At 41.2% G+C, this 23,391-nt stretch carries 26 protein-coding genes; 19 read left to right on the forward strand and 7 right to left on the reverse strand.

The genetic code is table 11. From position 1 onward, the window contains the following. Nucleotides 1–36: 36 nt before the first annotated feature. The 7 genes from ACOOEY_RS19070 to ACOOEY_RS19100 all read left to right on the forward strand — a co-directional run bounded on the left by ACOOEY_RS19070 (nucleotide 37) and on the right by ACOOEY_RS19100 (nucleotide 7,155). Nucleotides 37–951, forward strand: coding sequence for an alpha/beta hydrolase (locus tag ACOOEY_RS19070; protein ID WP_420386319.1), 915 nt, complete (start codon nucleotides 37–39; stop codon nucleotides 949–951). A 47-nt stretch (nucleotides 952–998) separates the two neighbouring features. After that, entirely contained in the window at nucleotides 999–1,775 is a 777-nt protein-coding gene (gene bla / locus ACOOEY_RS19075; protein WP_420386320.1) for a subclass B1 metallo-beta-lactamase, read from the forward strand. 47 nt (nucleotides 1,776–1,822) lie between these two features. After that, entirely contained in the window at nucleotides 1,823–2,992 is a 1,170-nt protein-coding gene (locus ACOOEY_RS19080) for an alpha/beta hydrolase-fold protein (protein ID WP_420386321.1), read from the forward strand. A 67-nt stretch (nucleotides 2,993–3,059) separates the two neighbouring features. Continuing rightward, nucleotides 3,060–3,638, forward strand: a complete 579-nt coding sequence (locus ACOOEY_RS19085) for a Crp/Fnr family transcriptional regulator (RefSeq protein ID WP_420386322.1) — start codon at nucleotides 3,060–3,062, stop codon at nucleotides 3,636–3,638. A gap of 63 nt (nucleotides 3,639–3,701) precedes the next feature. Continuing rightward, the gene (locus tag ACOOEY_RS19090) at nucleotides 3,702–4,097 is read left to right on the forward strand and encodes a DUF5367 family protein (protein WP_420386323.1); all 396 of its coding nucleotides are present in this window, start codon (nucleotides 3,702–3,704) and stop codon (nucleotides 4,095–4,097) included. Between the two features lie 93 nt (nucleotides 4,098–4,190). Further along, entirely contained in the window at nucleotides 4,191–4,526 is a 336-nt protein-coding gene (locus tag ACOOEY_RS19095; protein ID WP_420386324.1) for a PadR family transcriptional regulator, read from the forward strand. Further along, nucleotides 4,519–7,155, forward strand: coding sequence for an ABC transporter permease (locus ACOOEY_RS19100; RefSeq protein WP_420386325.1), 2,637 nt, complete (start codon nucleotides 4,519–4,521; stop codon nucleotides 7,153–7,155). Before ACOOEY_RS19095 ends, ACOOEY_RS19100 begins: the two co-directional genes overlap by 8 nt. Nucleotides 7,156–7,158: 3 nt before the next feature. Here ACOOEY_RS19100 and ACOOEY_RS19105 read toward each other — a convergent pair whose 3' ends face one another. The 4 genes from ACOOEY_RS19105 to ACOOEY_RS19120 form a co-directional block, all read right to left on the reverse strand. Further along, the gene (locus ACOOEY_RS19105) at nucleotides 7,159–7,476 is read right to left on the reverse strand and encodes a DUF1905 domain-containing protein (RefSeq protein WP_420386326.1); all 318 of its coding nucleotides are present in this window, start codon (nucleotides 7,474–7,476) and stop codon (nucleotides 7,159–7,161) included. A 1-nt stretch (nucleotide 7,477) separates the two neighbouring features. Continuing rightward, nucleotides 7,478–8,575 (reverse strand): serine hydrolase domain-containing protein, encoded by a 1,098-nt coding sequence (locus tag ACOOEY_RS19110; protein WP_420386327.1) that lies wholly within the window; start codon nucleotides 8,573–8,575, stop codon nucleotides 7,478–7,480. Between the two features lie 185 nt (nucleotides 8,576–8,760). Continuing rightward, nucleotides 8,761–9,213 (reverse strand): nuclear transport factor 2 family protein, encoded by a 453-nt coding sequence (locus ACOOEY_RS19115; RefSeq protein WP_420386328.1) that lies wholly within the window; start codon nucleotides 9,211–9,213, stop codon nucleotides 8,761–8,763. A 120-nt stretch (nucleotides 9,214–9,333) separates the two neighbouring features. Further along, nucleotides 9,334–10,449, reverse strand: a complete 1,116-nt coding sequence (locus ACOOEY_RS19120) for an alpha/beta hydrolase (protein WP_420386329.1) — start codon at nucleotides 10,447–10,449, stop codon at nucleotides 9,334–9,336. 242 nt (nucleotides 10,450–10,691) lie between these two features. Between ACOOEY_RS19120 and ACOOEY_RS19125 the strand changes: the two genes are divergently transcribed. The 11 genes from ACOOEY_RS19125 (at nucleotide 10,692) to ACOOEY_RS19175 (ending at nucleotide 19,295) form a co-directional block, all read left to right on the forward strand. Continuing rightward, nucleotides 10,692–11,198, forward strand: coding sequence for a GyrI-like domain-containing protein (locus ACOOEY_RS19125; RefSeq protein ID WP_420386330.1), 507 nt, complete (start codon nucleotides 10,692–10,694; stop codon nucleotides 11,196–11,198). A gap of 221 nt (nucleotides 11,199–11,419) precedes the next feature. Beyond that, nucleotides 11,420–12,553, forward strand: coding sequence for an alpha/beta hydrolase (locus ACOOEY_RS19130; protein ID WP_420386331.1), 1,134 nt, complete (start codon nucleotides 11,420–11,422; stop codon nucleotides 12,551–12,553). Nucleotides 12,554–12,573: 20 nt separating this feature from the next. Then, the gene (locus ACOOEY_RS19135) at nucleotides 12,574–13,005 is read left to right on the forward strand and encodes a hypothetical protein (RefSeq protein WP_420386332.1); all 432 of its coding nucleotides are present in this window, start codon (nucleotides 12,574–12,576) and stop codon (nucleotides 13,003–13,005) included. Next, on the forward strand, nucleotides 12,983–13,180 hold the full coding sequence (locus ACOOEY_RS19140; protein ID WP_420386333.1) for a helix-turn-helix transcriptional regulator: 198 nt from the start codon (nucleotides 12,983–12,985) through the stop codon (nucleotides 13,178–13,180). Before ACOOEY_RS19135 ends, ACOOEY_RS19140 begins: the two co-directional genes overlap by 23 nt. Before the next feature lie 100 nt (nucleotides 13,181–13,280). Then, on the forward strand, nucleotides 13,281–14,126 hold the full coding sequence (locus tag ACOOEY_RS19145; RefSeq protein WP_420386334.1) for a helix-turn-helix transcriptional regulator: 846 nt from the start codon (nucleotides 13,281–13,283) through the stop codon (nucleotides 14,124–14,126). 76 nt (nucleotides 14,127–14,202) lie between these two features. After that, on the forward strand, nucleotides 14,203–14,763 hold the full coding sequence (locus ACOOEY_RS19150) for a carbonic anhydrase (protein ID WP_420386335.1): 561 nt from the start codon (nucleotides 14,203–14,205) through the stop codon (nucleotides 14,761–14,763). Between the two features lie 4 nt (nucleotides 14,764–14,767). Then, nucleotides 14,768–15,853, forward strand: a complete 1,086-nt coding sequence (locus tag ACOOEY_RS19155) for an NmrA family NAD(P)-binding protein (RefSeq protein ID WP_420386336.1) — start codon at nucleotides 14,768–14,770, stop codon at nucleotides 15,851–15,853. Nucleotides 15,854–16,229: 376 nt separating this feature from the next. Continuing rightward, nucleotides 16,230–17,141, forward strand: a complete 912-nt coding sequence (locus ACOOEY_RS19160) for an AraC family transcriptional regulator (protein WP_420386337.1) — start codon at nucleotides 16,230–16,232, stop codon at nucleotides 17,139–17,141. Nucleotides 17,142–17,299: 158 nt separating this feature from the next. Next, entirely contained in the window at nucleotides 17,300–17,866 is a 567-nt protein-coding gene (locus ACOOEY_RS19165; protein WP_420386338.1) for a Crp/Fnr family transcriptional regulator, read from the forward strand. 74 nt (nucleotides 17,867–17,940) lie between these two features. Continuing rightward, nucleotides 17,941–18,585, forward strand: a complete 645-nt coding sequence (locus ACOOEY_RS19170) for a hypothetical protein (RefSeq protein WP_420386339.1) — start codon at nucleotides 17,941–17,943, stop codon at nucleotides 18,583–18,585. Beyond that, nucleotides 18,582–19,295 carry a class I SAM-dependent methyltransferase gene (locus tag ACOOEY_RS19175; RefSeq protein WP_420386340.1) on the forward strand — a complete coding sequence of 238 codons (714 nt, stop codon included), beginning with the start codon at nucleotides 18,582–18,584 and terminating at the stop codon, nucleotides 19,293–19,295. The genes ACOOEY_RS19170 and ACOOEY_RS19175 overlap by 4 nt, the downstream gene beginning before the upstream one ends. A gap of 94 nt (nucleotides 19,296–19,389) precedes the next feature. On the opposite strand, the gene ACOOEY_RS19180 is transcribed toward ACOOEY_RS19175, so the two are convergent. Further along, entirely contained in the window at nucleotides 19,390–19,731 is a 342-nt protein-coding gene (locus ACOOEY_RS19180; RefSeq protein WP_420386341.1) for a hypothetical protein, read from the reverse strand. Nucleotides 19,732–19,928: 197 nt separating this feature from the next. Here ACOOEY_RS19180 and ACOOEY_RS19185 point away from each other — a divergent pair, with 197 nt between their 5' ends. Continuing rightward, a complete protein-coding gene (locus ACOOEY_RS19185; protein WP_420386342.1) occupies nucleotides 19,929–20,366 on the forward strand; it encodes a hypothetical protein in 438 nt (145 codons plus the stop codon). A 197-nt stretch (nucleotides 20,367–20,563) separates the two neighbouring features. Here the strand turns inward: ACOOEY_RS19185 and ACOOEY_RS19190 are convergent, their stop codons facing one another. After that, nucleotides 20,564–22,231, reverse strand: coding sequence for a hypothetical protein (locus ACOOEY_RS19190; RefSeq protein ID WP_420386343.1), 1,668 nt, complete (start codon nucleotides 22,229–22,231; stop codon nucleotides 20,564–20,566). A 244-nt stretch (nucleotides 22,232–22,475) separates the two neighbouring features. Beyond that, nucleotides 22,476–23,336: an alpha/beta fold hydrolase gene (locus ACOOEY_RS19195; RefSeq protein WP_420386344.1), complete on the reverse strand. Its 861-nt coding sequence runs from the start codon at nucleotides 23,334–23,336 to the stop codon at nucleotides 22,476–22,478. Nucleotides 23,337–23,391: the final 55 nt, after the last annotated feature.

Here is a 23,391-nt window from a genome sequence, read left to right on the forward strand (position 1 = left end):
GGCAGTCGGTCATAGAAGAAGAAACTTATATCTAAAATGAATAACCCTGAAAGACTTAACTCGCATAATACCTTATCAAGACTTATCACTTATTCATTAATGGCTTTTTTTACCCTTTCTACTTGTAGTGTCCTGGCTCAAAAAGGCTCACTTGGTGGGAGTAGTTTGCCAGAGCCATTAGCGTCATTGGAGCTCCCGCGTATACAGGTAGCTCCTATCACTGATTCGGCAACAGGCAGGGCCTATGAGTTGTATATAAAGCTTCCGGAAGCCTACTCTGAAGATGAAGAAAAAAAGTATCCGGTACTGTATTTTACAGATGCGCTCTGGCATATTGAACTGCTATCAGGAGCCAGCGAATACCTGATGGATAACATTATTTTGGTTGGTATTTCCTGGCAAAAGGATGAAATACCTCAGGTAAGCAGATTTAGAGACTTTAGCCTGTTACCCGATATGCACGAGAAGTATGAAAGTGGTCAGGCTGCGAATCATTTAAGCTTTATTAAGAAAGACGTGTTCGGATATATTGATAATCATTACCGAACCGATACTAATCAACGTTCCTATTTCGGTTACTCTATGGGAGGTGCATTTGGAGCTTATATTCTGCTTTCTCAGCCCAATACGTTCAGGAATTATATACTCGGAAGTCCGACAACTTTGTTAGACGATTCATTTCTCTATAATCAGGAATTACTCAAAGTCAGCGAGGCCCGAGACCTGGATTTGAACGTCTTTATTTCTATCGGTGAACTGGAAGAAAAAACAATGATAGAACAGGCAGAGGGACTGATAGCTATGCTGGAGCGTGAAAGGCTTCTGAAAAACTCCGCCACACTGGAGTTGGTTGACTCTGCCGACCATAGTAGTGCTTTTCCCATGACCACCGTACGTAGCTTGTATTGGTTGATGGGTAAGTTGAACTCAATACCAGGACAAGGAAATTAATTTAGACTTAGATCAATCCCATTGACTTTTTAGACTTACTATCTGACATGAAATTAAAAAACTCTTTTTCACACTCCCTTCAATTCTTCAACCTCAGGCTCCCGGTTTTCATCATGGTTATGTGGCTTACCTTTTTTGTTGAAATGAAGGCTCAGGATAGTCTGGTTTATGAAAGTGAGAGCCTGAAAATCGTCAGATTGACAGAGCATACCTACCGCCATATCACTTATCTGTCTACCGAAGATTTTGGCAACGTCAGTTGCAATGGAATGATTGTAATCGACTCGGGAGAGGCTTTAGTTTTTGATACACCAACCGATGATGCCGGATCAAAAGAACTGATCGAGTGGACAGAAGGGAATACTGATGCCAAGGTGGTAGGGGTTGTGGTCACACACTTTCATAATGACTGTCTGGGTGGATTAGGAGATTTTCATCAGAGAGGTATTCCTTCCTATGCTCATATGAGGACAATTGCATTGGCCAGTGATCAGGGTTTAATTATCCCTCAGGTTAGTTTTCGAAAGAAGCTCAAGATTCAGGTAGGTGAATTGAAAGTGGAAAACAGGTTCTTTGGAGAAGGTCATACTTTAGACAACATTGTCTCCTATGTTCCTGCCGATCAGGTACTATTCGGTGGCTGTATGATCAAGTCAGTTTCGGCTGGTAAAGGATATCTGGGAGATGCCAATGTAGAGGCCTGGCCAACTACAGTCATGAACTTAAAGAAAAAGTATCCTTCACTCGAGCTGGTCATACCGGGCCATGGTTCGCCAGGAGGTACAGAGCTGCTCGACTATACCATCAAATTATTCAGTAAATAAACTCGAAGGTATTGATCATCGAATTTAACAAGCGTCTGTTTTTAATTATGAGAAGAAGTCTTTTTCAAGCCCTGATTTTTTGTTTCGCTACCACAATGATACATGCTCAAGACTCGGCACTGAGTTCAGGAGATATTCATGTTATTGAGTCTGCCGAGATGGGGAGCCAGATGGAGTATCAGGTCTATCTGCCGGAAAACTATAGTGAGGAGAAAGAGTACCCCGTTTTGTATTTGCTAGACGCTAAACGCTTCTATCTGTATGGAGCAAGCCTTTTGAATACCTTCAGGCAATACGACCTGACACCAGAGTTTGTCGTGGTTGGTATTTACACCGGTTATCCGGAGCGGTTTGCTTACTTCAGTTCCAGAAAGGATGAATTTATGGCCTTCATCAAAGACGAGTTAATTCCTGAAGTGGAAAGTAAATACCGGGCCTCGGACGAACGAATACTTTTTGGCTGGGAGTACGGAGGAAGTCTGGCCTATCATTTCTTTGCTCATGACAATTCCATTTTTGATTCCTACCTGATGGCAAGTCCTTTTCCAATTAAGGATGAGGTCGATCTCCTGAAAGGAGTAGATCAGCTGGAGAGCACTCTATTCTTTTCGGTGAGCCCTCATGAATATGAAGTGAACCATGGAGTAGACAGACTAGACTCCCTGCTGACAGCCCAACCCATTGAAGACTTAAGATGGACCTATCAAAAACTAGTCAATGAAGAGCACAGGTCTACACCATATGCCACGATCTACCACGGGTTAAAAGATTACTTTCAATACTATCCTGAACTGCAGGTAGACGACCTTAATGATTTCTTAAATAGGGGAGGAATTGACTATGCTTTGACCTATACCAGGGAGAGGGCAAGGCAGTTTGGCTTTGATGAAGAGCTTTCCACCTGGACCAAGTTTACCATTTTAAGAAGCGCTATCAGAGCCAATGATTATAACCAGTTTAGTCAATTCGATGCAGTCTTGAAGACCGTAGAGTTTGCTGACGACCTGGCCAATCCAAGACTCTTCGGTATCGCTAATTTTTACAAGGCCAAGAATAATCTAGAGGCGGCAGTTGAACTTTACGATGCCCTGGTTAAAAAACAACCTCATGCTGTTCCGTATCTACAAGCACTGGCCGAAACCCATCAGTTATTGGGAAATGATCTACAAGCTCAATCATATTTTAAAACGATAAAAGTGCTCTCGAAAAACAACTAATGTATATCGTTTGATTGCGCAGTAAAAAGGGCGAATTTATAAACCGTGTTAATTTACAGTTAATATTATGGAGGTTTTGCTTGATTATATCTCTCAATTCGTGAAACTAGCTGATAAGGAAGCCAATATGATCAAGTCTGAGTTGACTGTAAAAGACTTTCCCACCGGATATATGCTCTTAAATGAAGGAGAGGTATCCACACGTTCATATTTCAATCTCAGTGGTTTGGTGAGAAGGTTCCATTGCATTGATGGAGAAGAAAGAACCACCTGTTTTTACAAAGAGCGTCAATTCATTGCCTCCTTCAGGAGCTTTCATGCAAAGGTGCCGTCAGATCACTTTTTGGAGTGCTTAGAGCCTGTAAAAGTTATCGTTATATCCGATGAGACTGAGAAAAGATTACTTGAATCCATACCGAAAATAGAAAGATTTGCCCGGATTGTCTTGGAACAAGAGGTGGCCAATTACCAGGATATGTTTTCAACCTATATTTTGAAAACAGCTGAGCAGAGATATTTAAAACTACTAAGAGAAGACAAGGAACTACTGCAAAGAATTCCGCTCAAACAATTAGCCACTTATATTGGCGTTCAGCCTGAAAGCTTGAGTAGAATCAGAAAGAGAATTGCTCTGCGGTCTTCATAGTTAACCAAGATCAATTTTGTTGCGAATAGATATCTATACGTTTGCTAAAAACAATGTAGACTTATGGATTATAAAAGATTTAGTATAGGTTTTGGCTTTCTGATATGGTTGTTGGCCAGTTTGGTTTTCAGGTTTTGGGGAAATTACTTTTTTGATATTCAGAATTCCATTGTTGTAATAGGCCTTTTCCTTGGAGTTACTGCCCCGCTTTTTGGATTAGTCTTTTGGGTGATTAAAAGATTTAAACTGAATCGAGAACGAGGTTTAAAAAGCACAATGTTAATGGCATTACCAGGCATGTTCAGCGATGTAATATGTATCAGGTTTCATGCTCTGGCGTTTCCGGCTTTTAATCAAGAACAGGTGATTTTTCTGGCAGCCTGGATTTTATGGGCTTATCTGATTGTTTTGGGCAGTGGTTGCCTGTGTATTACTTTCTTAATTAATGGGACTGATTGAGTTCTGAATCGAGCCGAAAATCTGAATTAGTTTTATTTCTTTTACAACATATATAGAAATGCTTCGTACATTTGTTTTACAAATTCAATAATAATGAGTAGAACAACTTATTTAGGCGAATTCGAAGAGCTGATACTAACAATGGTTTTGATTCTCGAGGAGGAAGCCTATGGTAACACCATCGTTAATGGAATCAAGGAGCACCAGAACAGGGAGGTCAACCTGAGCTCGGTGCATATTACCCTCTACAGATTAGAAGATAAGGGTTATCTGGAGTCTTACTATGGCGGAGCGACCAAGGTGAGAGGAGGTAGAAAGAAACGCTACTTCAAAATCACCAATGCCGGTAAAGCCATGCTTCAGGAAATGAAAGATGCCAGAAGTAAACTATGGGAGCTAACCCCTCAGCTGAAATTCAGCCATGTCTGAAATAAGACCACCTCGCTTATTTACCAGGTTTTTTAAATGGTATTGTAAGGCGCCATTGCAGGAGAGTATTCTGGGCGACTTGCAGGAAGCCTTCTATTATGAAGCAGAGGTTAAAGGTCTGTTGAAGGCGAGATGGAAATATATCTGGACTATCCTGAGGTTTTTCAGACCAGGTATAGTCCGAAGCTTAGAAGGAACTCAAAAACTCAATAATTACGGTATGATCAAAAACAACATCAAAATTAGTATGCGCAGCATACTGAGAAACAAGGTTTTCTCAATTCTTAATGTCACAGGTTTAAGTGTCGGCTTGGCCAGCTGTCTTCTCATTCTTATTTATGTGAAGAATGAGCTTTCTTACGATACTTACAATGTCAACTACGATCACACATACAGGGTCATACAACACTTTGGTGGGAGTGAAGGGGATTTAAGAGACGTAGTGCTGCCCGTTTCTGAATACCAGGTGTGGGGAAATGCACCGGTAGCACCTGCGCTGAAGGAGTTCTATCCTCAAATAGAAAGTGTTTTTCGCTTTACCAGCAGTTTCAATTGGCTGGTAGAATATGAAGGGAACCGTTTTCAGGAGAAAAATGTGGTTTTCGGTGACTCTACTTTCTATCAAGTCTTTTCATGGGACTGGCTGGGCGGAAATGCCGAGACAGCGCTGGTCCGACCAAATACCATCATTCTGAGTAAGAAACTGGCTGAAAAATACTTTGGCAATGAGAATCCGGTAGGGGAATCTCTTTTAATGGATGGTGAAGACCTTTATGAAGTGACCGGAGTCTACAACATTCCTTCCAACTCTCACTTCAGTGTCGATGCTATTATCTCCATGTCTACTTTCCACGGATTCAGACCACAGATTTTTGATTCCTGGGGATATGTTGATTTCTATACTTATTTCACGCTGAATAAACAGGCAGACATTAAGGCGCTTAGTGCGAAAATTCCTGAATTTTTAGCAACTCATTATACCGATAATTACGGTTATACTCTCCAGTTTGAGGCCTTGGGAGATGCTTATCTCAATTCTGAAGCAGGCCGTCAGCCCGGGCCAGTAGGGAGCAAGAACAATATTTACCTCTTTATTTCAGTGGCGGTATTTATTCTGTTGATTGCCTGCATCAATTTTATCAACATCTCAACCGCCAGGTCGATTGATCGGGCAAAAGAAGTAGCCGTAAGAAAGACCCTGGGTTCAAACAAAGGCCCATTGATCTCTCAATTCCTCATTGAATCTGTGATGATCACCTTTTTTGCTGGTTTGTTAGCCATAGCCATGGTTTCCTTTGGGTACAGGTATCTTGAAATACTGATTGGTAAACCACTTTTGGTAGACTGGTTGTTCGCTCCAGGCAATCTTCTGGTTGGTATACTATTGGTGCTTGTGTTGGGAGTACTGGCCGGCCTTTACCCAGCCTTTGTTTTGTCGAATTACAGGCCTATACAGGTATTGCGTGGCTCTTTTAAGAATTCGTCAAAAGGGATATGGTTAAGGAAATCTCTTGTGGTGATCCAGTTCGCCCTGTCTATTATGCTGCTGGCGGGTACAGCAATTGTTTACCAGCAACTCAATTATATAAGAGATTACGACAAAGGGTTTGAGTCAGAGCAGGTTTTGGTGATTGACTTTGGCGGAGATCCTAAGGTCAAAAGAGATCTTCAGTACATAAAAACTGAACTACAGAAGCATGGTGCTGTAGAATCTGTGGCTCTTTCCAGAGCAACTCCAGGTGATTTTTTCCCGAATGCGGGCACCACGATCGAAGGTCCTACCGGAGAGAAGGTAAGTGAGTCACCAGCTATTTATGAGATTGATGAAGACTTTGTACCTACCTATGATATGAAAATGGTAGCGGGGAGAAACTTCTCAAAAGACTTTCCTACAGACACCACTATGGCCTTAATGGTGAATGAAGCCGCAGCAAGACTCTATGGCTACAGCAATCCGGAAGACATTGTTGGCAAGAGTTTCAGCCAATGGGGACGTGAAGGTAAAGTGGTTGGTGTGATTGAAGACTTCAATTATGTCTCTTTACACAACGATGTCGAACCTTTAACCTTACGGTATTCAATTTGGTGGTCTACTGAGAAATTCTCCGTAAAGCTGAAATCAAAAGATATGAGAGGAGCCCTGAACGATATTGAGGCCATTTGGAAAGAAGCTGTACCGAGTTACCCCTTCAATGCTCACTTCAATGATATAAGCTTTAATGATCAGTATGAAGCCGATGAACGTTTTGGAATGATCTTCTACTCCTTTTCTGTACTGGCCATCTTTGTGGCTTGTCTGGGACTTTTTGGTCTGACCATTTATACGACTAACCAAAGGGCGAAGGAGATTGGAATCAGAAAGGTTTTGGGAGCTTCTATACAGCGAATCGTAGGCATACTGTCTCTGGACTTTATCAAACTGTTTGGTATTGCATTGCTGCTGGCCATACCCGTTTCGTACTTTACAATGTCCAGTTGGTTGGGGTCTTTTGCTTATCAGACTTCAATCGGTTGGGAGGTATTTGTCTTCGCAGCACTGATCAGCCTGGTGGTTTCTCTTTTAACTATGAGCTTTAAAACAGTGGGGGCAGCTATGTCTAATCCAACTCAGGTATTGAAAGACGAGTAGCCACTAAATAAGAACTGAAAATTGATAAGGCAGACCTGATTGGAGCCTTGCCTTTTTTCTGATATCCGCTTTAACAGGAAGTAAATAAGCATCTGCCTTGGTGTCGAACCAAATGGCGGTATCCCATTCTATTTTCTTCACTGTGGCCGAAGCCTTCATCCGTCCCCAGCCTTCTTCCTGCCACTTCAGGTGGGTTCTTATTTCGTGGGAAATGTCTTTGGGTAATGTGACGAAAAACCATCCAGCACCGCCATGTTGCCAGATTTCGGCTTCAAACCGGTAGGTGATTTTGTTAGTGTAGCTTTCCTCTTTAGGGTTCATTTCAGTCGTTGATCAGTATGGCGGCAATGTCTCTGACAATTTCCTGCCTGAAGTCTTCTTCATAGTCGCAATTACCTAATACGACAATGCCAATATTTTGATCAGGGATGATGACCAAAAGACTTCTGAATCCTGTGTCTCCTCCAAAGTGACCATAAGCCTGATGGTCTACAATGGAGAAACGCTGAAAACCCAGTCCAATATTTGAGCTTAAGGGAGTAGAAGGTTGAACCATAGAGTGAAGAACAGAGCCATTGTTAGTGTCCCGGAGTTCCTGAAGCATGTCCATCATCCAGAGAGAAAGTTCAAAAGCAGAGGCATTCAATGTACTGCTGGGAGCGTGTTCTATGTTATATGGGTAAATCTTTCTGACGTATCTTTTCTTGCCGATGTACCTGCGGGAATGGGGTGAAACCCTAAGGCTGTCAGGGATTTGTGTATATCGGAAACTACTCTGTTTCATACCACTCTTTAGCAGTACTTCTTCCTTCATGTATTGAGCGAAGGGTTTTCCCGAAAGTCGTTCAATAAGATAGCCTAACAAATCATAAGTCAGGTTGCTGTAATAGAAGCGGGTATTGGGAGCTGCTGTCGTTTTTAGTGATTTATGGTTGAAGTATTCACTTAGGCCCCGGTCACTGTCGTTCTGTGTTGACCATGCGTAACTTGAAACATCAGGCAGTCCGGAGGTGTGATTCAAGAGGTTTTTAACCGTGATCTTTTCTGCACCTTCACCACTTATTTCAATTTCAGGTAATAGGGTGTTCAACCTGGTATCTAAAGAGATATTAGACTCATTCAACAGATGAACAACTCCCAGAGCGGTGAATAATTTACTAACTGAAGCTGTATGGAACATCGAGTATTGATTGACCTCATTGCCCGTTTCTATATTTCTTACCCCATAGCCTTTAGCCAGAAAGATGCTGTCGGAAGAAACTACGCCCACAGACAGACCCGGCAGGTCATAGGCGTCCATTTTGGCCGCAACAATACGATCAATTTGTTCTATTACTTTTTCCTTCCTGTCTTGAGCCTGAACTTTTGAGCAGGTCTGAATAATGAACAATAGCCATATGATCTTAGTGAAAAACTTCATTTGCCATCTTTTGAGTAGAGCGAACAGTAGAATACAAAGCTACTGGCCAGAGGGTACAAAACTCTTCACTATTGACAATAATTATGGCTGCAAAGCGACATTATGTTGGGAATATTATTAAAAAGTTCATGGAGTTCTTAATGAAGCGCTTCCCAAATGCCTTTTATGAAATAGTCATCAGGCGCCTACTTCAGCGGTGTGCTTCCGTCTTCGATTGAGAGTTTTATAATCACCCATTTGTCCTGAATTTTCTTTAAGGTCAGCAAATGTATCAGTGAATGATCATTATCTGGAGCCTTATCCGAGATACTGATAACATAATTCTCTTCGCTTTCTTCTATTTGCTCCAGATTCATATCTCTTTCAATAGACCTGGCCCTATCGTCAATATTGGTTTTGTATTCCTGAAAACCATAGGCTTCAAAAGTACCATTGTCTAACTCATAAGTCATGTCAACCTGATCAGCGAAAATAGCCTGACCCAATTTCGGATCGCCTGTCTTAGTCCAGCTGATATAGTCCTGAGCTAATAATTCAAGAGCCTCCTTTTCTAACTGAAGCGCTTTGTTGGATGGGCTGCAATGCTGCAAAGAAAGGGTAGTAGTTAAAATGGCTAGTATGCTAAATAGAGCTTTCATGAATAGTCTTTAATCTTAGAATCGAGCCTCCGGTATTATATGCTGTTCTGCAAATTTCGATAGTATCAGAGACTCTCATTTGACTCAGCAGATCAAAGAGTTGACCGATTAGCTCAACCTTTAACGAAACTCAAGCGATTGCAAAGCAGGAGAGTTGGGGTAGTAGGTCAGGGCCAGTTTCAGTACATCATTGTAAGCTTTTGGTCTGTTGTTTCTTTCCAGCCTTCTTAAAGTACCTATCAGGTTTTGGGCGGCATAAAAAGAGTCTTCAAGAGGAAGCACTTCAAAACCATACTTCAGAGAAAGAGACTGATAGTGTCGCTTTATTTGTTGTGCAGGATTTTCTGAATTCCAGAATTCTCGGTATGGGATATTCCATGTTTCAAAAGGATAAAGGGTTTCCAGTCCATTCTCAATACCCTTTAGCGCCATGCCGTAATGGTTTTCCTCTTCAAGTATTTCGATGGTATAGCTGATGTTAGGATTGGCGCTTTGTTCGAGCTGTTGATTCATTTGTTCATAGGCGAGTGCCTCTTCTTCCGGACGTCTTAGCAAATCGTCACCCGCTTTACCGATGTAGATAGCGCTTTTGTTTCTCGATTGATCTTGTATAGCCTTTACCGTCCTTTCAGCAATGGTTTCTCCAGAATCAGTGATTAAGGTCAGTTCAGCCGCCAAAATAATAGATGCATCGAATAGTTCGGGTTCTTCCCAGAAAGCAGTGAGTACAGGCCCGAAGGTAGGAGACATGCCAATGATAGTGTGATGATCGTTTACGCGATATTGGTCCTGGACGAAAGGCATTAACTCTTTCTTGAAGAAACTCAGATAGTTCTGAATTTTTTCACCTGTAGCATCTCCAAAAAAAGTATTGCCGTTGGAATAGTGCAATGCCAAGGCCATATCGTAGCGGGCGTCCGTAGTATTAGGTATACCAACAATGATGCTCTCGGGCATCTCATTCCTGGAGCTTTTTATTTTGACAATGGCATGAGTTACTTCAAACAGATACTCTGCATCCAGCACAAAAACAACAGGATAAGCATGCTGATTGCGCTTGTAGTTGGGGGGTAAGGAAATGAGTAATTCCCTGTTCTCTCCCAGACTCTCCGAATAAATACTGTGCTTTTCACCAATAATGATATCGCTCGCTGACTTATTTTCCGGAACTGACTGTTGGGTATTGTTGCAAGCCGTTATTAGTAGGAGTATTGGAATGAGGCGAAGAAATTTCATGAATAGGGATTATTGTTTACAGCCTGATGATCAAACTAAAGCAATCATTAACGGAGAGTCTTGATGATCTGTTCTGAATCCTTGCACATAAAGCTCATATGCTTTACCTGCCAGATTAAATTCTGCACGAAATTCAATTCACAGATTCTCTACTGACATAGGGTTGTCACCCTGCTGGACTAAGCTTGCGATCGGAAACAATTCACAACATGAAAAAAACACTAATACTAATTATTTGCCTTATGTCGATTACATCAGTTGTTAATGCACAAAATGAGCATCAAGGCTCATCTATTCATGAACTAGAGGGGTTTAAGATCATCGGTATTTCAGCCAGAATTCAAAATACAGATGGCAAAGCTGTGGAGGCTATTGAAGCCCTCTGGACAAAGTTCTGGTCTGAAGAATTGATGAAAAAAGTACCGAATAAACTCAGTAGTGATATTTATGCACTTTATACCGATTACGAGTCGGATTTCACCGGGGCCTATACCTTTATCATAGGCATGCAGGTGAGTGCTTTTGACCAGGTTCCTGAGGGCTTTGTAACGCTTGAAGTAGGGCAGGACCGCTATCAGGAGTTTGTGTCCAAGGGAAAAATGCCTGAAGCTATTGTCAAAACCTGGACTGAGATTTGGGCCGATACTACCCTTCAAAGAACATATCATGTGGATTTCACCGTCCATGGAGAAGAGTACTATATGGGCGACCAGGCTAAGGTGAATACCTTTATCTCCATTAAGAGATAGGTTTCAATAGGAGTTTGATAATGATGAGAACTATTGTGTGAACATACACAATAGTTCTCTGTGCTTTAGGGGGTAGGTGTACTGATATTGGCCTGATGGCATTGATTCGGTCTCTTTAATTTAATGTTAGAAATAATTAACCTTTTTGATTCAATGTATGTTAGAAATAAATAACTTTGTGTTAGAATTAATTAACAAATCAAAAAGGTCAAATGAAAGAAATGTATTTACTCAAAATCTTAGGAGTCTTGTTGATGTTACTCCTGATGAATGGGAAAGTAGTTGTCGCGCAGAATGATAACTATAACCGCCAGATCAAAGCCTTGGAAGCTGGATTTAATCAAAGAAGCATAGATAGTCTATCGACCATGCTCAGCTCTGAGTTGGTTTTTCCTCCCTTTCCTGCAGCGCAGTCTAAAGGGATTTTACGCCAGGTTTTCAGCAGATTTCCAAAACTTAATTCACTTGAGATTTTGGAGGTCAGGGACAAGTATGCGTTGTTGAAGTACTACTTCGAAGGCTCCAGAGGAACAAAGTCAGCAGTACGCTTTGATGATGAGGGAAAGATTACCCGGATTGAGTTGATTGAGCAGGTAATTGAAAGAGAGATTGAACAAAGCAAAAGTGTTCATCAGCCTAATCCAGGTGAGATGGCCAACAAATACCCGGCTCAGTCAGTAAGCTTCCAATCTAATGACGGTCTGTTGGTTACGGGAAATTTATACGAGATTGACCCGAATGCTCCCGTAATACTGCTTTGTCATCAAGGAGGCTACAATAAATTCGAGTATGCCGATATCGCTCCGAAGCTGAATGAGTTAGGGTTTAATTGTCTGGCTATTGATCAGAGGTCTGGAGGAGCCTTTGCAGGTCAAGAGAATCAAACCTTTCTAAAAGCCACTGAAGAAGAGAGAGACACTGATTTTCTGCAAGCCGAGCAGGATATTAACGCAGCTATCAAATACCTGAGCGAAAGATATCAGCAAAAAGTGACGATTTGGGGAAGTTCTTATTCGTCCATTTTGGTGCTGTTCCAGGCCAATGAGGATGAAGTGGAGGCGGTAATTTCATTTAGTCCAAGTGACTTTTTTGAGGATGAAAGACCACCTCTGGCCCAGATTATCAGCAATATTGATAAGCCCTATTTCATTACCTCCTCGAAAAGAGAGAGTACACAGTTGTCCGAAATAATGAAGCTTACCACACAAGGGACAAACCAAATACATTATATTCCTGAAGTGAATGGTTTTCATGGGTCAAGGTCTTTGTGGGAGAGCCAGACAGGTGCTGAAGAGTATTGGAAAGCACTGATCTCATTTCTCACCAATATTTACCCCTCTATTAAACAGAACTGAACATTTAAATTATCACGGATATGAAAAGAGGTAATACAGCGGTGATCAGGTTTATCTTCGGAGCCATTATACTTGGCCTGGCTGCCATATGGGTAATGACTACCAGTCAACCCTTTAATGCATTGGCCTACACCTTGTTGGGGATCATGATCTTTGCAGCCTTTATTTCCTTTTACAGAGGAATCAATGACCTCAGAAATCAAAGAGCCGGTTTGAGCAGCGATGATGAGCTTTCAAGGAGAATTAGAGAGAAAGCGGCCGCAAAGACCTTTACTGTGTCAATTTATATGTGGTTATTTAGCCTTTTATTCGCGGTTGATTGGATTCCAATTGAGTCGGTTAAGGAGTTTAAATTTTTTATTGCCTTTGGAATGATGGCCATGGTGCTCATCTTCCTTTTTATTTGGCTGTACCTTTCAAAGGTAGGTATTGACGATGAAAACCAGGATTAAAGAGTTACGAGCCAGAGATGGCCTCACACAGGTTGACCTTGCACAACAGGTTGGGGTGAGAAGAGAAACGATAGTCTTCTTAGAAAAGGGGAAGTATAATCCTTCCCTTAAACTTGCCCATGATATCTCCAAAGTGTTTGCTATGAGCATAGAAGAGGTGTTTATTCTGGAGTAGACCCAGGTCTAAGCCCTGAACTTAGGGAACTTTAATCTCGATCGAAATGTCGTTGATCTAGTCATTTTGGATTTATAGAGTGGGTCAAAGTCATTGAACAATGATTCTGGAGCATCAGGAAATACATCTTATGGGTAAAAAGGTTTTTGAAAGGGTCGTGGTATCAGATCAATTCAAGAGACCCAACTATCTGGAAAACGAAGCCTGCTTTCTTTATCTAATGAATGGCTCCAACGTTTCCTACTCTCAATCTGGTAGCATACATATGTCAGATGGGGAAGGTGTCCTGATGAAATGTGGAAACTATCTCTTCGACCTGAATCCAAAGGCTGATTCTGGAACTGCAGAAATGGTAGCCATCCACCTGCATCCCGATGTTTTGGAATATGCTTTCGGAGCATCTCTATATAAAGTGATCAATGAGGATGCTGCGGATACCAGCAAGAGTAGTGTTCTGGTGAAAAGAAACCAGCTGGTAGAGACTTTCTTCAACTCCTTAAGACCATATTTTACTACCAGCCTGATTCGTAATGAGGAACTGATTGCTACTAAGCTGAGAGAGGTTATACTGTTATTACTACATACTGCCAGCTCTTCATCACTCAAAGAGGTTCTAAGCGTACTGTTTACCCCCAGAACATATTCATTCAGGCAAACTATTGCTGAACATATCTTCTCAGACCTAAGCATTCCAGATCTGGCCAATCTGACCCATTTGAGCCTGGCCTCTTTTAAAAGAGAGTTTCATAGGGTATATAATGAAAGTCCGGCCAGCTACATCAGGAACAAACGCCTTGAGCGTGCTGCAGAGCTGTTGAAAGTCAGTGATTCAGAGGTATCTCAGATTGCTATGGATTGTATGTTCAAGTCGTCTTCTCACTTCATATCCGCTTTCAGGAAGAAGTATGGCCTGAGTCCCAAAGAATACAGGTTGAGCCAAAATTGACAGTTTTTGAGCTTCAGTCAAAACTGAGGCGGTCGCCCGGTATCTAGCTTTGTTGACATATTTAACCCAAAGTAATATGTCAGCATTAAAAGAATTAATCCATAAGAATGAGGCGTTTGCAGAGTCTTTTGACCAACAAGACTTGACGATGTTTCCCGAACTGAAGGCATTGGTCATCACCTGTGTCGATGCCAGGGTAGACCCGGCCAATATATTCAATCTGAAAATTGGAGAGCTATTGGTTTCCAGAAACCTGGGGGGAAGGGTCACGCAGAAAATTCAAGATGAATTATCGATTCTAACGGTACTCATGTTGAAAATGAATGAAGGAAAGTCGTTCAACTTTGAAGTGATTGTTATGCATCATACCCATTGCGGTACGCAGAGTTTCGTCAAGGAAGATTTGCAGCAAGCCGTCCATCATAAGACCGGATTAGATATTGCTGAATATGCCAATCACGATTTAGAGACTTGTCTACAGCAGGATGTTGAGGCTTTAGCACGTAACCCTGTTCTTCCTGATTTCTTTAAGGTATCCGGCTGTATTTATGACGTGAAGACTGGTGGTGTGCAGGAAAGCATTGGTACAACGACCATCGGTGAAATGAGAAAAAGTTTAGCTCAACCAAAACAGTAACAGTATGAGTCAATCTTCGACTAAGATCCTGATCACCGCTGCTAATGGTAATACAGGTTATCCGGCAGCCAAAGAAATGCTCAAGCTCGGCTTTGAAGTAAGGGCTATGGTTCGAAATGTTAATAGCCCGAAAGCCAGAGATTTGGAGAAAAGGGGTGCAGAAATATTCAGGGGTGATTTGGATGATATTCGTGATGTGAGAAGGGCGCTGCAAGGAGTTGAAAGAGCTTATTTCTGTCCGCCATTCGGAAGGAATACACTTTTTCAGACCAACGTGTTTTTTCTGGCTGCAGAAGAATCTGAAGAATTGAAGCATGTAGTTTACATGTCGCAGTGGCTTCTTAATCAGAATCACTATGCCATTAATACCAAGATGCAATGGCTGGGAGAGGAGTTGATCAAAAAGCACAAGACCACTCAATACACTTTTGTTAATCCCGGCTTGTTCGCTTTCACCTACTTTTTCACGGTGGAGATGATTGCCCAATTAGGGCTAATGCCTACGGCAATCAAAGGAGAGGGGCTCAATGCTCCACCTTCAGAGGAAGATCAGGGGAAGGTAGTGGCCCATATACTTAAAGACCCGGCAAGACATCATCAGAAAACCTACAGGCCAACGGGACCGAAAGTGATTTCGCAACAAGAGGTAGGAGATACTTTTAGCCGATTACTCAATAGGAAAGTCAAGGTGATGGAGATTTCTGAGAAGATGTTACTCAAGTCTTTAAAGGCAGGAAAGTATTCCATATATGATTACTCCAACATCAGGTACTATATCAAAGATGTTGAAGAAAATGTGTTTGCCATTGGCGGTACTACCAATGTAGTGAAAGAACTGGTGGGTAAAGAACCCGATAGTTTCGAGGTAATTGCCAATGGGTACCTCTCCCAAATGCCGGAAGCCAAAATTAGTTTTGGGAATAAGCTAAAGGCTGTTTTCAACTTCATGAAAGTGCTGATAACCAAAGCACCGGATATGGAAGCCTTCGAAAGAAGTCAATACTATCCAAGATTTATCAATGGAATGAGCCAGGCTATTGACAACGAGGAATGGCTTGAGCTTCGAAAAACCGGAAACTACAATGTTTAGTCTTCCCACTTGATGTAAAGAGAATTATAGGCAATTAATCATTAACAATAGTGAATGATCAGACTCTACCATCCGGTTACTTTTGACGCATTGACTCAGGTTCTTGAAGCCCTTAGGAACAGGAGGTAATTATCCCTTGGAGAATGTCATATCAGTTAGCATAAATGAGGTTATAGACTGTTTGTTATGTGGATAATACCAACACTGAGTTGGGTTGGTCTTCTATTAGGAGTTTTGTTTTTCAAGCGTCAAATAAACCTGATAGGATAGAATGCCGGTAGAAATGCCGGCATTCTTGGTTTTATATATTGACTCCTAATGATGATTGATTATACTCGTATTGTTTACCAGACTGATCATTCAAACCACCAGTAAAATGACCCAATCAATTGAGGCTGACTATTTGAAGCGCATTAACCTCGTTTTTGAGTTTATTGACGGTCATTTAGAATCCAATATAAGTTTGACGGACGTTGCTGAAGTAGCCTCTTTTTCTCCTTTTCACTTTCACAGGGTCTTCAAGTTTATGACTGGTGAAACGTTGAATCAATACATAGTAAGACAGAGGATAGAGAAGTCGGCACTAAGACTGCTGCATGAGGCTTTAGCAGTATCGGAGATAGCTCATATTTATGGTTTTAGTGATGGTGCAGCCTACTCAAAGGCTTTTAAAAAGTACTTCGGTGTTAGTCCTTCAACATTTAAAGAGCAAAACCCCAACCGACACAGTAAGATTCAGCAACTGCAGAGCAAGATTGGACAAGACTATCCAGACAGGCAGGAATACATTTGCATCATCATGGAATTAAAAAAATGGATAATGATGAATGCAGAAATTGAAGTTAAACAGATCGATGAAACAGGAGCTATTGGACTTACCCATATTGGGGTTGATGGTCTTGATGCCACTTTTGGTAAACTCATGCATTGGGCCGGTCAGAAAGGGCTTTTTGACAAGCCTGAGCATAAAATAGGCAGAGTCTTTTACGACAGCTTTAAGGTAACAGAACCCAGTAAGGTCAGAATGAATGTCTTTCTAACTACCGATCAACTTGCTTTGGCAGAGAATGAATTTATTGCCCTCAAACTAAGCTCGGGGAAGTATATAGTGGCGCGCTTCGAAATAGCTCCAGATGAGTTTGAGAAGTCATGGACAGGGCTTTTTCTGTGGATGAATGAGAATGGACATCAAAAGGCAGATAGTGAAGCTTTCGAGATCTATCATACTGACTACCGGGAGCATCCGGAACAGAAGATGGAAGTAGAATTCTTCATTCCGATTGTATAATTCAGTGACCTATAGCTCGCTGAGCAACCTAAAGTCATGTGCAGGATAATTCCTGTATATGGCTATAGGCTCATCCTTTTAGAATTTGGTCATTAAACTTTCAATCAATCTGAATTTTGGAGTTTATTTGAAGCGACTTCTTCAGTAAATAGTATTTTATGGATCATCCAGTTATCAAGAAGCTTAGTACAGTCGGTACATTTTCCAGCGAAGACCTTCAACTCCTTGCAGGTAAAATGACCTTCCGCGAACTCAAAAAGGGAGAAATTTGGCTTGAGAAAGGACAGGTTTGTTCTTCCATCGGGTTGATTCAAAAAGGAGCCATGTATCAGTATCTGATGGATGATCAGGGTGATTTGAAGGTCAGAGACCTGAGGATTGAAAACGACTGGATACTTCAACATCAAAGCTTTATTTCCAGAAGTCCCTCAGATTCAGTGATTGAGGCTTTTGAAGACACTACATTATACGAGTTGCATATTGACTCACTGCATGCTCTCATCTCTCAATCGCCTGTTTTTTTCCAACTGGGAACCATACTTGACTCTGGCAAATCAGAGTCTGATAAGTTGAATAGCATGACCAGCCCTCAGGCAAAATACCTGCATCTGATTGACGCCAGGCCTGAACTGATCAGCAGCTTTCCTTTGAAACTGATCGCCTCTTACATGAGGATTTCGCCAGAGACACTGAGCAGAGTACGAAAGAAAATAACTGAACTCTAGCCGTTTCTTGATTTCAATCAAGTGACCTGGCGGATGGTCATTCTCATCTTTGTGCCCATTAAACAAAATGAGATATGACGAAACAACTTTACAGAAGTACCGGACTTTGCCTGGCTTTGGGATCATTGCTGATTATTGCCACCATGGTCTTACACCCGGCAGGGGGTGATATTCCTTATTTGATAAGCATTGCGAAAATGCTGAAGACATCTCATACTATCGGAATAGTTAGTGTACCCGTGGCTCTTTTCGGTTTTTATGGATTGAGCAAAGCGCTTCAAGACAAGCTGAGGTTATCCACTCTGGCATTTATTATTATCGCTTTTGGACTTTTGGCTTGTATGTTGGCAGCCCTGTTGAATGGAGTAATCCTTCCAACCTTCCTGAGTAAATTTCAATCGAGCTTAAATGAGGATATCCAGATTTTGGAGATAATCGTCTCCTACAACTTTACGCTTAACTGGGCCTTCGACTACATCTTTATTGTCGCCTGCTGCCTGTCCATAAGCATCTATTCCATACTGATGATTAGTTCTGGAAATACCTTTAAATGGCTGGGATATATTGGATTGTCACTTTTGGTACTGGCATTTGCCGGACTGATCTTCAAGTTTGCTTTTACCAGTCTGATCGGTTTCAGGTTCTTTACCTTTAGCCTGTCTGCCTGGATTCTGGCTACGGGAGTTTTACTTTTCAGAACAAAGCCACAGCCTGAATGATGAAAAGTAAAATACTGGATACCTATAATCAGCTTGCTCAGGGCTATGACGAGCAGGTTGATCATAAACCACATAATGCCTATTACGATAGACCCAATATGCTCAGGCTCATTGGTGACTGTAAGGGTAAACAAGTACTTGATGCCGGCTGTGGCCCAGGCAAGTACGCCCAGGAGCTCATCAGTAATGGAGCGTTTGTAACCGGATTCGATATGAGCTCGCAAATGATCGGCCTGGCCATCAAGAGGAATGGGGGAGATGGACACTTCTTTGTTCATGATATGGAAGAACCATTATCCTCTATTAAGGATCACACTTTTGATACGGTCATCTCAGCCTTGGCCATGGACTATGTGGAAGACTGGAATAAACCTTTGAGCGAATTCAATCGGGTAACAAGGCCAGGGGGGAGGTTGGTAATTTCTATGGAACACCCTTTTCACAAGTTCAATGAATCTGAGTCAGAACAGTACTTTGAGCTTGAGGCTGTAAAGTGCGAATGGACAGGCTTTGGGCCTACGTTGGACATGTATTCTTATAGAAGATCATTAATGGACATGGTGAGGCCATTGGCTGCAAACAGATATTTCATTGACCAGATCATTGAACCCAGACCGGTAGAACAATTCAGGCATCTGGACCCTAAAAATTATGAGAAACTCAACAGGTTTCCGCTGTTCATTTGTATCAGTGCGGTTAAAAGGGATTAATAAACACCCGGGCTCAATAGGTTATCCCTGACTTTTGAGCCCGGAGTGATTCAACAGTATTGTTAGCCTGCAGCGGAAACTGAGCAATGCCCGGTTAAACTTCTATATATTCAGATTTTCCTCCTGACAGATCTCCATTTAGCCAGGCCCAGTCAAATTTAAGTCCGAGCTTGCCATTCTCTCGCATAAAAATCTTACCCCGGGAATGACCCGCCTTCAGTTCGCCAGTATTGGTCAAACATTGAAACAGTAGTTCGATGCTATCTTCATTAAGCTGTTTGCCTACAACAAAGCCTTCTATTATGGCACCTCCCTGATAAGTTCCGGTAATCACCTGACCTGATCTTTTGTAATGAAATATGGTCTCACTTGAAGAAAGGCCTTTGGTATTTTCCACGGTGACAAACTTCTTGTCATCGATATCTATGTTTTTCATGGGAATGTTTTTCATTGATTTTGAGGGCGGAAATTTCTGAAGTTCCCGGTTGATTTCTGAGGCTTATTCTGAAAACAATCTTAACTAAAGTGAATAATTCTCTTGTCAGGATAGGTTAGGTTTGAAGAGTTGATAATTAATAGTTCTACACCTCATTTTTCATGCGGAGATGAAAATGCTAAATAAAGACCATAATCATGAAAACGAGAATCCAGGTTTTATTAGGAGCACTCTGCCTTCTTTTACTTGCATGCGACAATGAAGACATTTCTATCGATGAGGATTTAATTACTAAATCTGAATCTGCCCCTACAGTAACTATGATACTCCCCGAACCCAACAGCATATATGTGTTTGGCTGGGGAGGAGCATGGCCATTAACGCAAGCCATGACGATGCAGGCCGAAATGGAAGATGAAGACGGGCTTTCAACCATTACTTTTATGGTCAAAAACGACAATGATGAAGTGGTGCATAACAAGACGGTAGATTTATCTTATTGGGATGCAGAAGAATACACACAGGCCGATATGTTCTCTCCTGATGTGGCTGGTGACTATACTGTGATGGTAACAGTACAGGACGAACTGGGTAATGAAACGTCATCTGACCCTATTCAGATAACTTATAAATAGATTACGGTAATAAACATCATTCAGTAGAAGGGTGCCCTTATTGTTTATGGTAACCAACACCATTGTCGATCATTCCTAAGATTAATCCCAAGGTACAATGGATAAGGACTTAACAAGAAAGCACCTGACTAAGTCCTACATTCTCAATGAAGCTCTGAGTTAACTAGCAATTTTTAAGCGTGACAATCTACATGAACCTATTCAAATGGAGACTGATGAACTATAAGGTTCCTGGTTCCTCCGTTTGGAGAATTCTCGGTCAGATAGAGAGAAACCGGTTTCATTTCCAGAGGAGATTGAATGGGTTGCTGGTTTAATGTAGGGCCATAATCAAGCATCAAAGTCTTTTTATCTCCGGAAACATACCAGTCTCCAGATGGCGAGATGCCTAAATAAAGTCCGCTTGAAAGGAACTGAATAGAAATATTCGGTATGTAAATTTTCTTGGAGTTTTCAGTTACGAAGGATTCGAAGTTAATTTGGACTGTACAGTCGGTCAATGAATTCAGATTGTCGAGTAGTACTGTGTTAACGGCATAGCCATTTTGAACAGGTTGAAGTAATTTTTCTTTGGTTGTGCCATCATATAAGAAGGCAATGATTGGTGAATAGTTGTTTTCACTCACGTATGGCAACACATTCAACATACCATCAACTGAACCAAGGTATAAATCTCCATCTGCTGAGGTAAGGTGTGTATATGGAATAAGAAGTACAGTTTTGTTGAGATAACTCGCAGCAAAATCTTGCGCGGTTATAAGATTATAGTTAGTAGGATTATCAAGATCATTTGGGTTTATTGGGTTAACCCAGAAGCCATAGTTCTTTTGATTTCCATCGTTGTCGGTAATGGTCTTATTCACTAATTGCTCTTTTTTATAAAACCATACAGAGTTGAGATGTTGATCTGGACCAGGAGCAGTGAAGGTATTAACGAATGGCACATCACCACCTAAAAATGTATCGTACAAGCTGTCATTGGTTGGGTTTAATTGTCCCATCCAAATTTTTTGCGGCATAATGGGAGTAATTGCTGCTGAAAAACAAAGACTATCGGTACAATACAATGGAATGTTTGTCTGAGGGGTATTGGTTATCCAGGTTCCATACCAATTTGCTTTAAAATGAGCTGTACTATAGTCGACCTTGTTAGGGTTTGACTGCCCGTATTGAATTATGGTCTTCAAATGATTAGCCAGGTTTTGCGACCAGGTTTTAAATTCTGTACCAAAATCTCTTCCTTCAATAAACTGGCAAGCATATCCAAGAACAGATAGGCCTAATAGCAACTTGGATCTAATATACATGTACGCAGGAATACTGATATTCCCCTCAAGCAATGTTTGACCGTTTTTAAACCCACTAAAGTTGATGAACTCCTCAAGTGTATTCATGGTGTAATAGGTAGAGGCTGATGAGTTAAAGACCTGAGGTGCATAGCTTTGTATACTGGTAATGCCATTTTCAGTAGTAAGATCATAACTCTTTAAGTTGCCAAAGTCTGTATCAATGTAACCAAAAAGCTCGGCAAGCCTTAGGTCATTACCTTCTTCCAATTGGCTATAAACACTATTGAGTTCACTCTCGATATCTGATAATTGACCACTAATTACTTTTAGTTGTTGATCAATATCACTCAAATCATTTAATGCGGCTTTTAAGTCATTCAATACTTCACCTTGAAATTTGGCAGTAGCATCTGCTTTACGCTTTGCGGCACTAGAACCAAATAACGTCCCTAAAACTCCGGTGACGGTTGAACCTAAAGTAAAGAGAGCGGAGGCTCCAGGATAACTCTTTTTGGTCAATGTTGATAGACCATTCATTGCTTGAGAAGCAGCAGTAAAATCAGATGCTGTAGACATGTTAGTTTTTGGTTAGAATTTGAAGCTGATGAAGCTAAGGCCTGGAAGTTGATTTTCAAAGCCTTTTGTCAAACTCAGGTAATCAATGATATGATCAGTTATATGGATGACTAGTTCACTTGATAGTTATTTCGAGAATAACTGATTTACCCAGCCTTTTTCCATGAGATGGCTATTGGTTGAGATTTCGTCCAGGCCCAGAACAGGGGATAAACAAAACGAATTCTTAATGAATGATTTTTACTCAGATTATTTCGCTTAATAGGTTTTGCCAAAGTGGGTTTTTAACCTTTCTGGAAAAAAAGCCTGTATGTCCAATCCGGGATACTCCTAAGTCTTCTGGGGAGATGACCTCAATCCTTTTTATGGCATTTTTATAGTACCTTAAAATTTTGCTGGCGGTAATGTTGTTGGCTATTGGGTCATCTGAAATCTGAATGGAATTTAAGGGAACTTTAATCTGATTGAAATACAGAGGAGAATCAGATGAAGCTAAATCAAGGTCAAAATAGTTCGGGTTAGTGCACCATTTCTTCCACTGTAGGGCTACTCCCTTTGGTAAGTCTTCTCCCTGGTTCATGCTCTTGGCTTTAACATACCCATATAGGAAGATGGAATATGGAATGAAAATAAACCAAATGGGTGGCCAGATTAATTTATAGGGAAAACTCATGTCAAGCCAATATCCTGTTGACGATGCGATAAGGAATATCTGGTCTATTTGGTGATTGTTCTGCATCAATCCAATTAGCTGACCTCCCATACTATGGCCGACTACAATTTTCTTATCATTTGGGTAAGAGTTTATTACCCAGTCAAAAACTGCAGTCATGTCATATCTGCCCCAATCTTCCAATGTCGCTTTAAATCCCCTTAGAGATTTTGGAGCCGACTTTCCAATACCTCTATAATCATAGGTAATTGTATCGTAACCATTTTGTGTAAGAAATTCAGCAAAGTTGCCATAGACAAGCTGTGGAATACCTGTTCCGCAATTTATGATTATTACGCCCTTACATTTTTGCTTATTAGACCTCTTGGTTCCTACAATTTGATAACCATCAATTGTATCAATTATAATTTCACTGGTGTCAATTAGGTCCAAGATGCTTCAATAGATAGTGGTGTATAGCTATTATGTGAATCTGTTTAGATAAATA

Origin of the sequence: Roseivirga sp. (assembly GCF_965216855.1) — a bacterium.
GTDB lineage: Bacteria > Bacteroidota > Bacteroidia > Cytophagales > Cyclobacteriaceae > Roseivirga.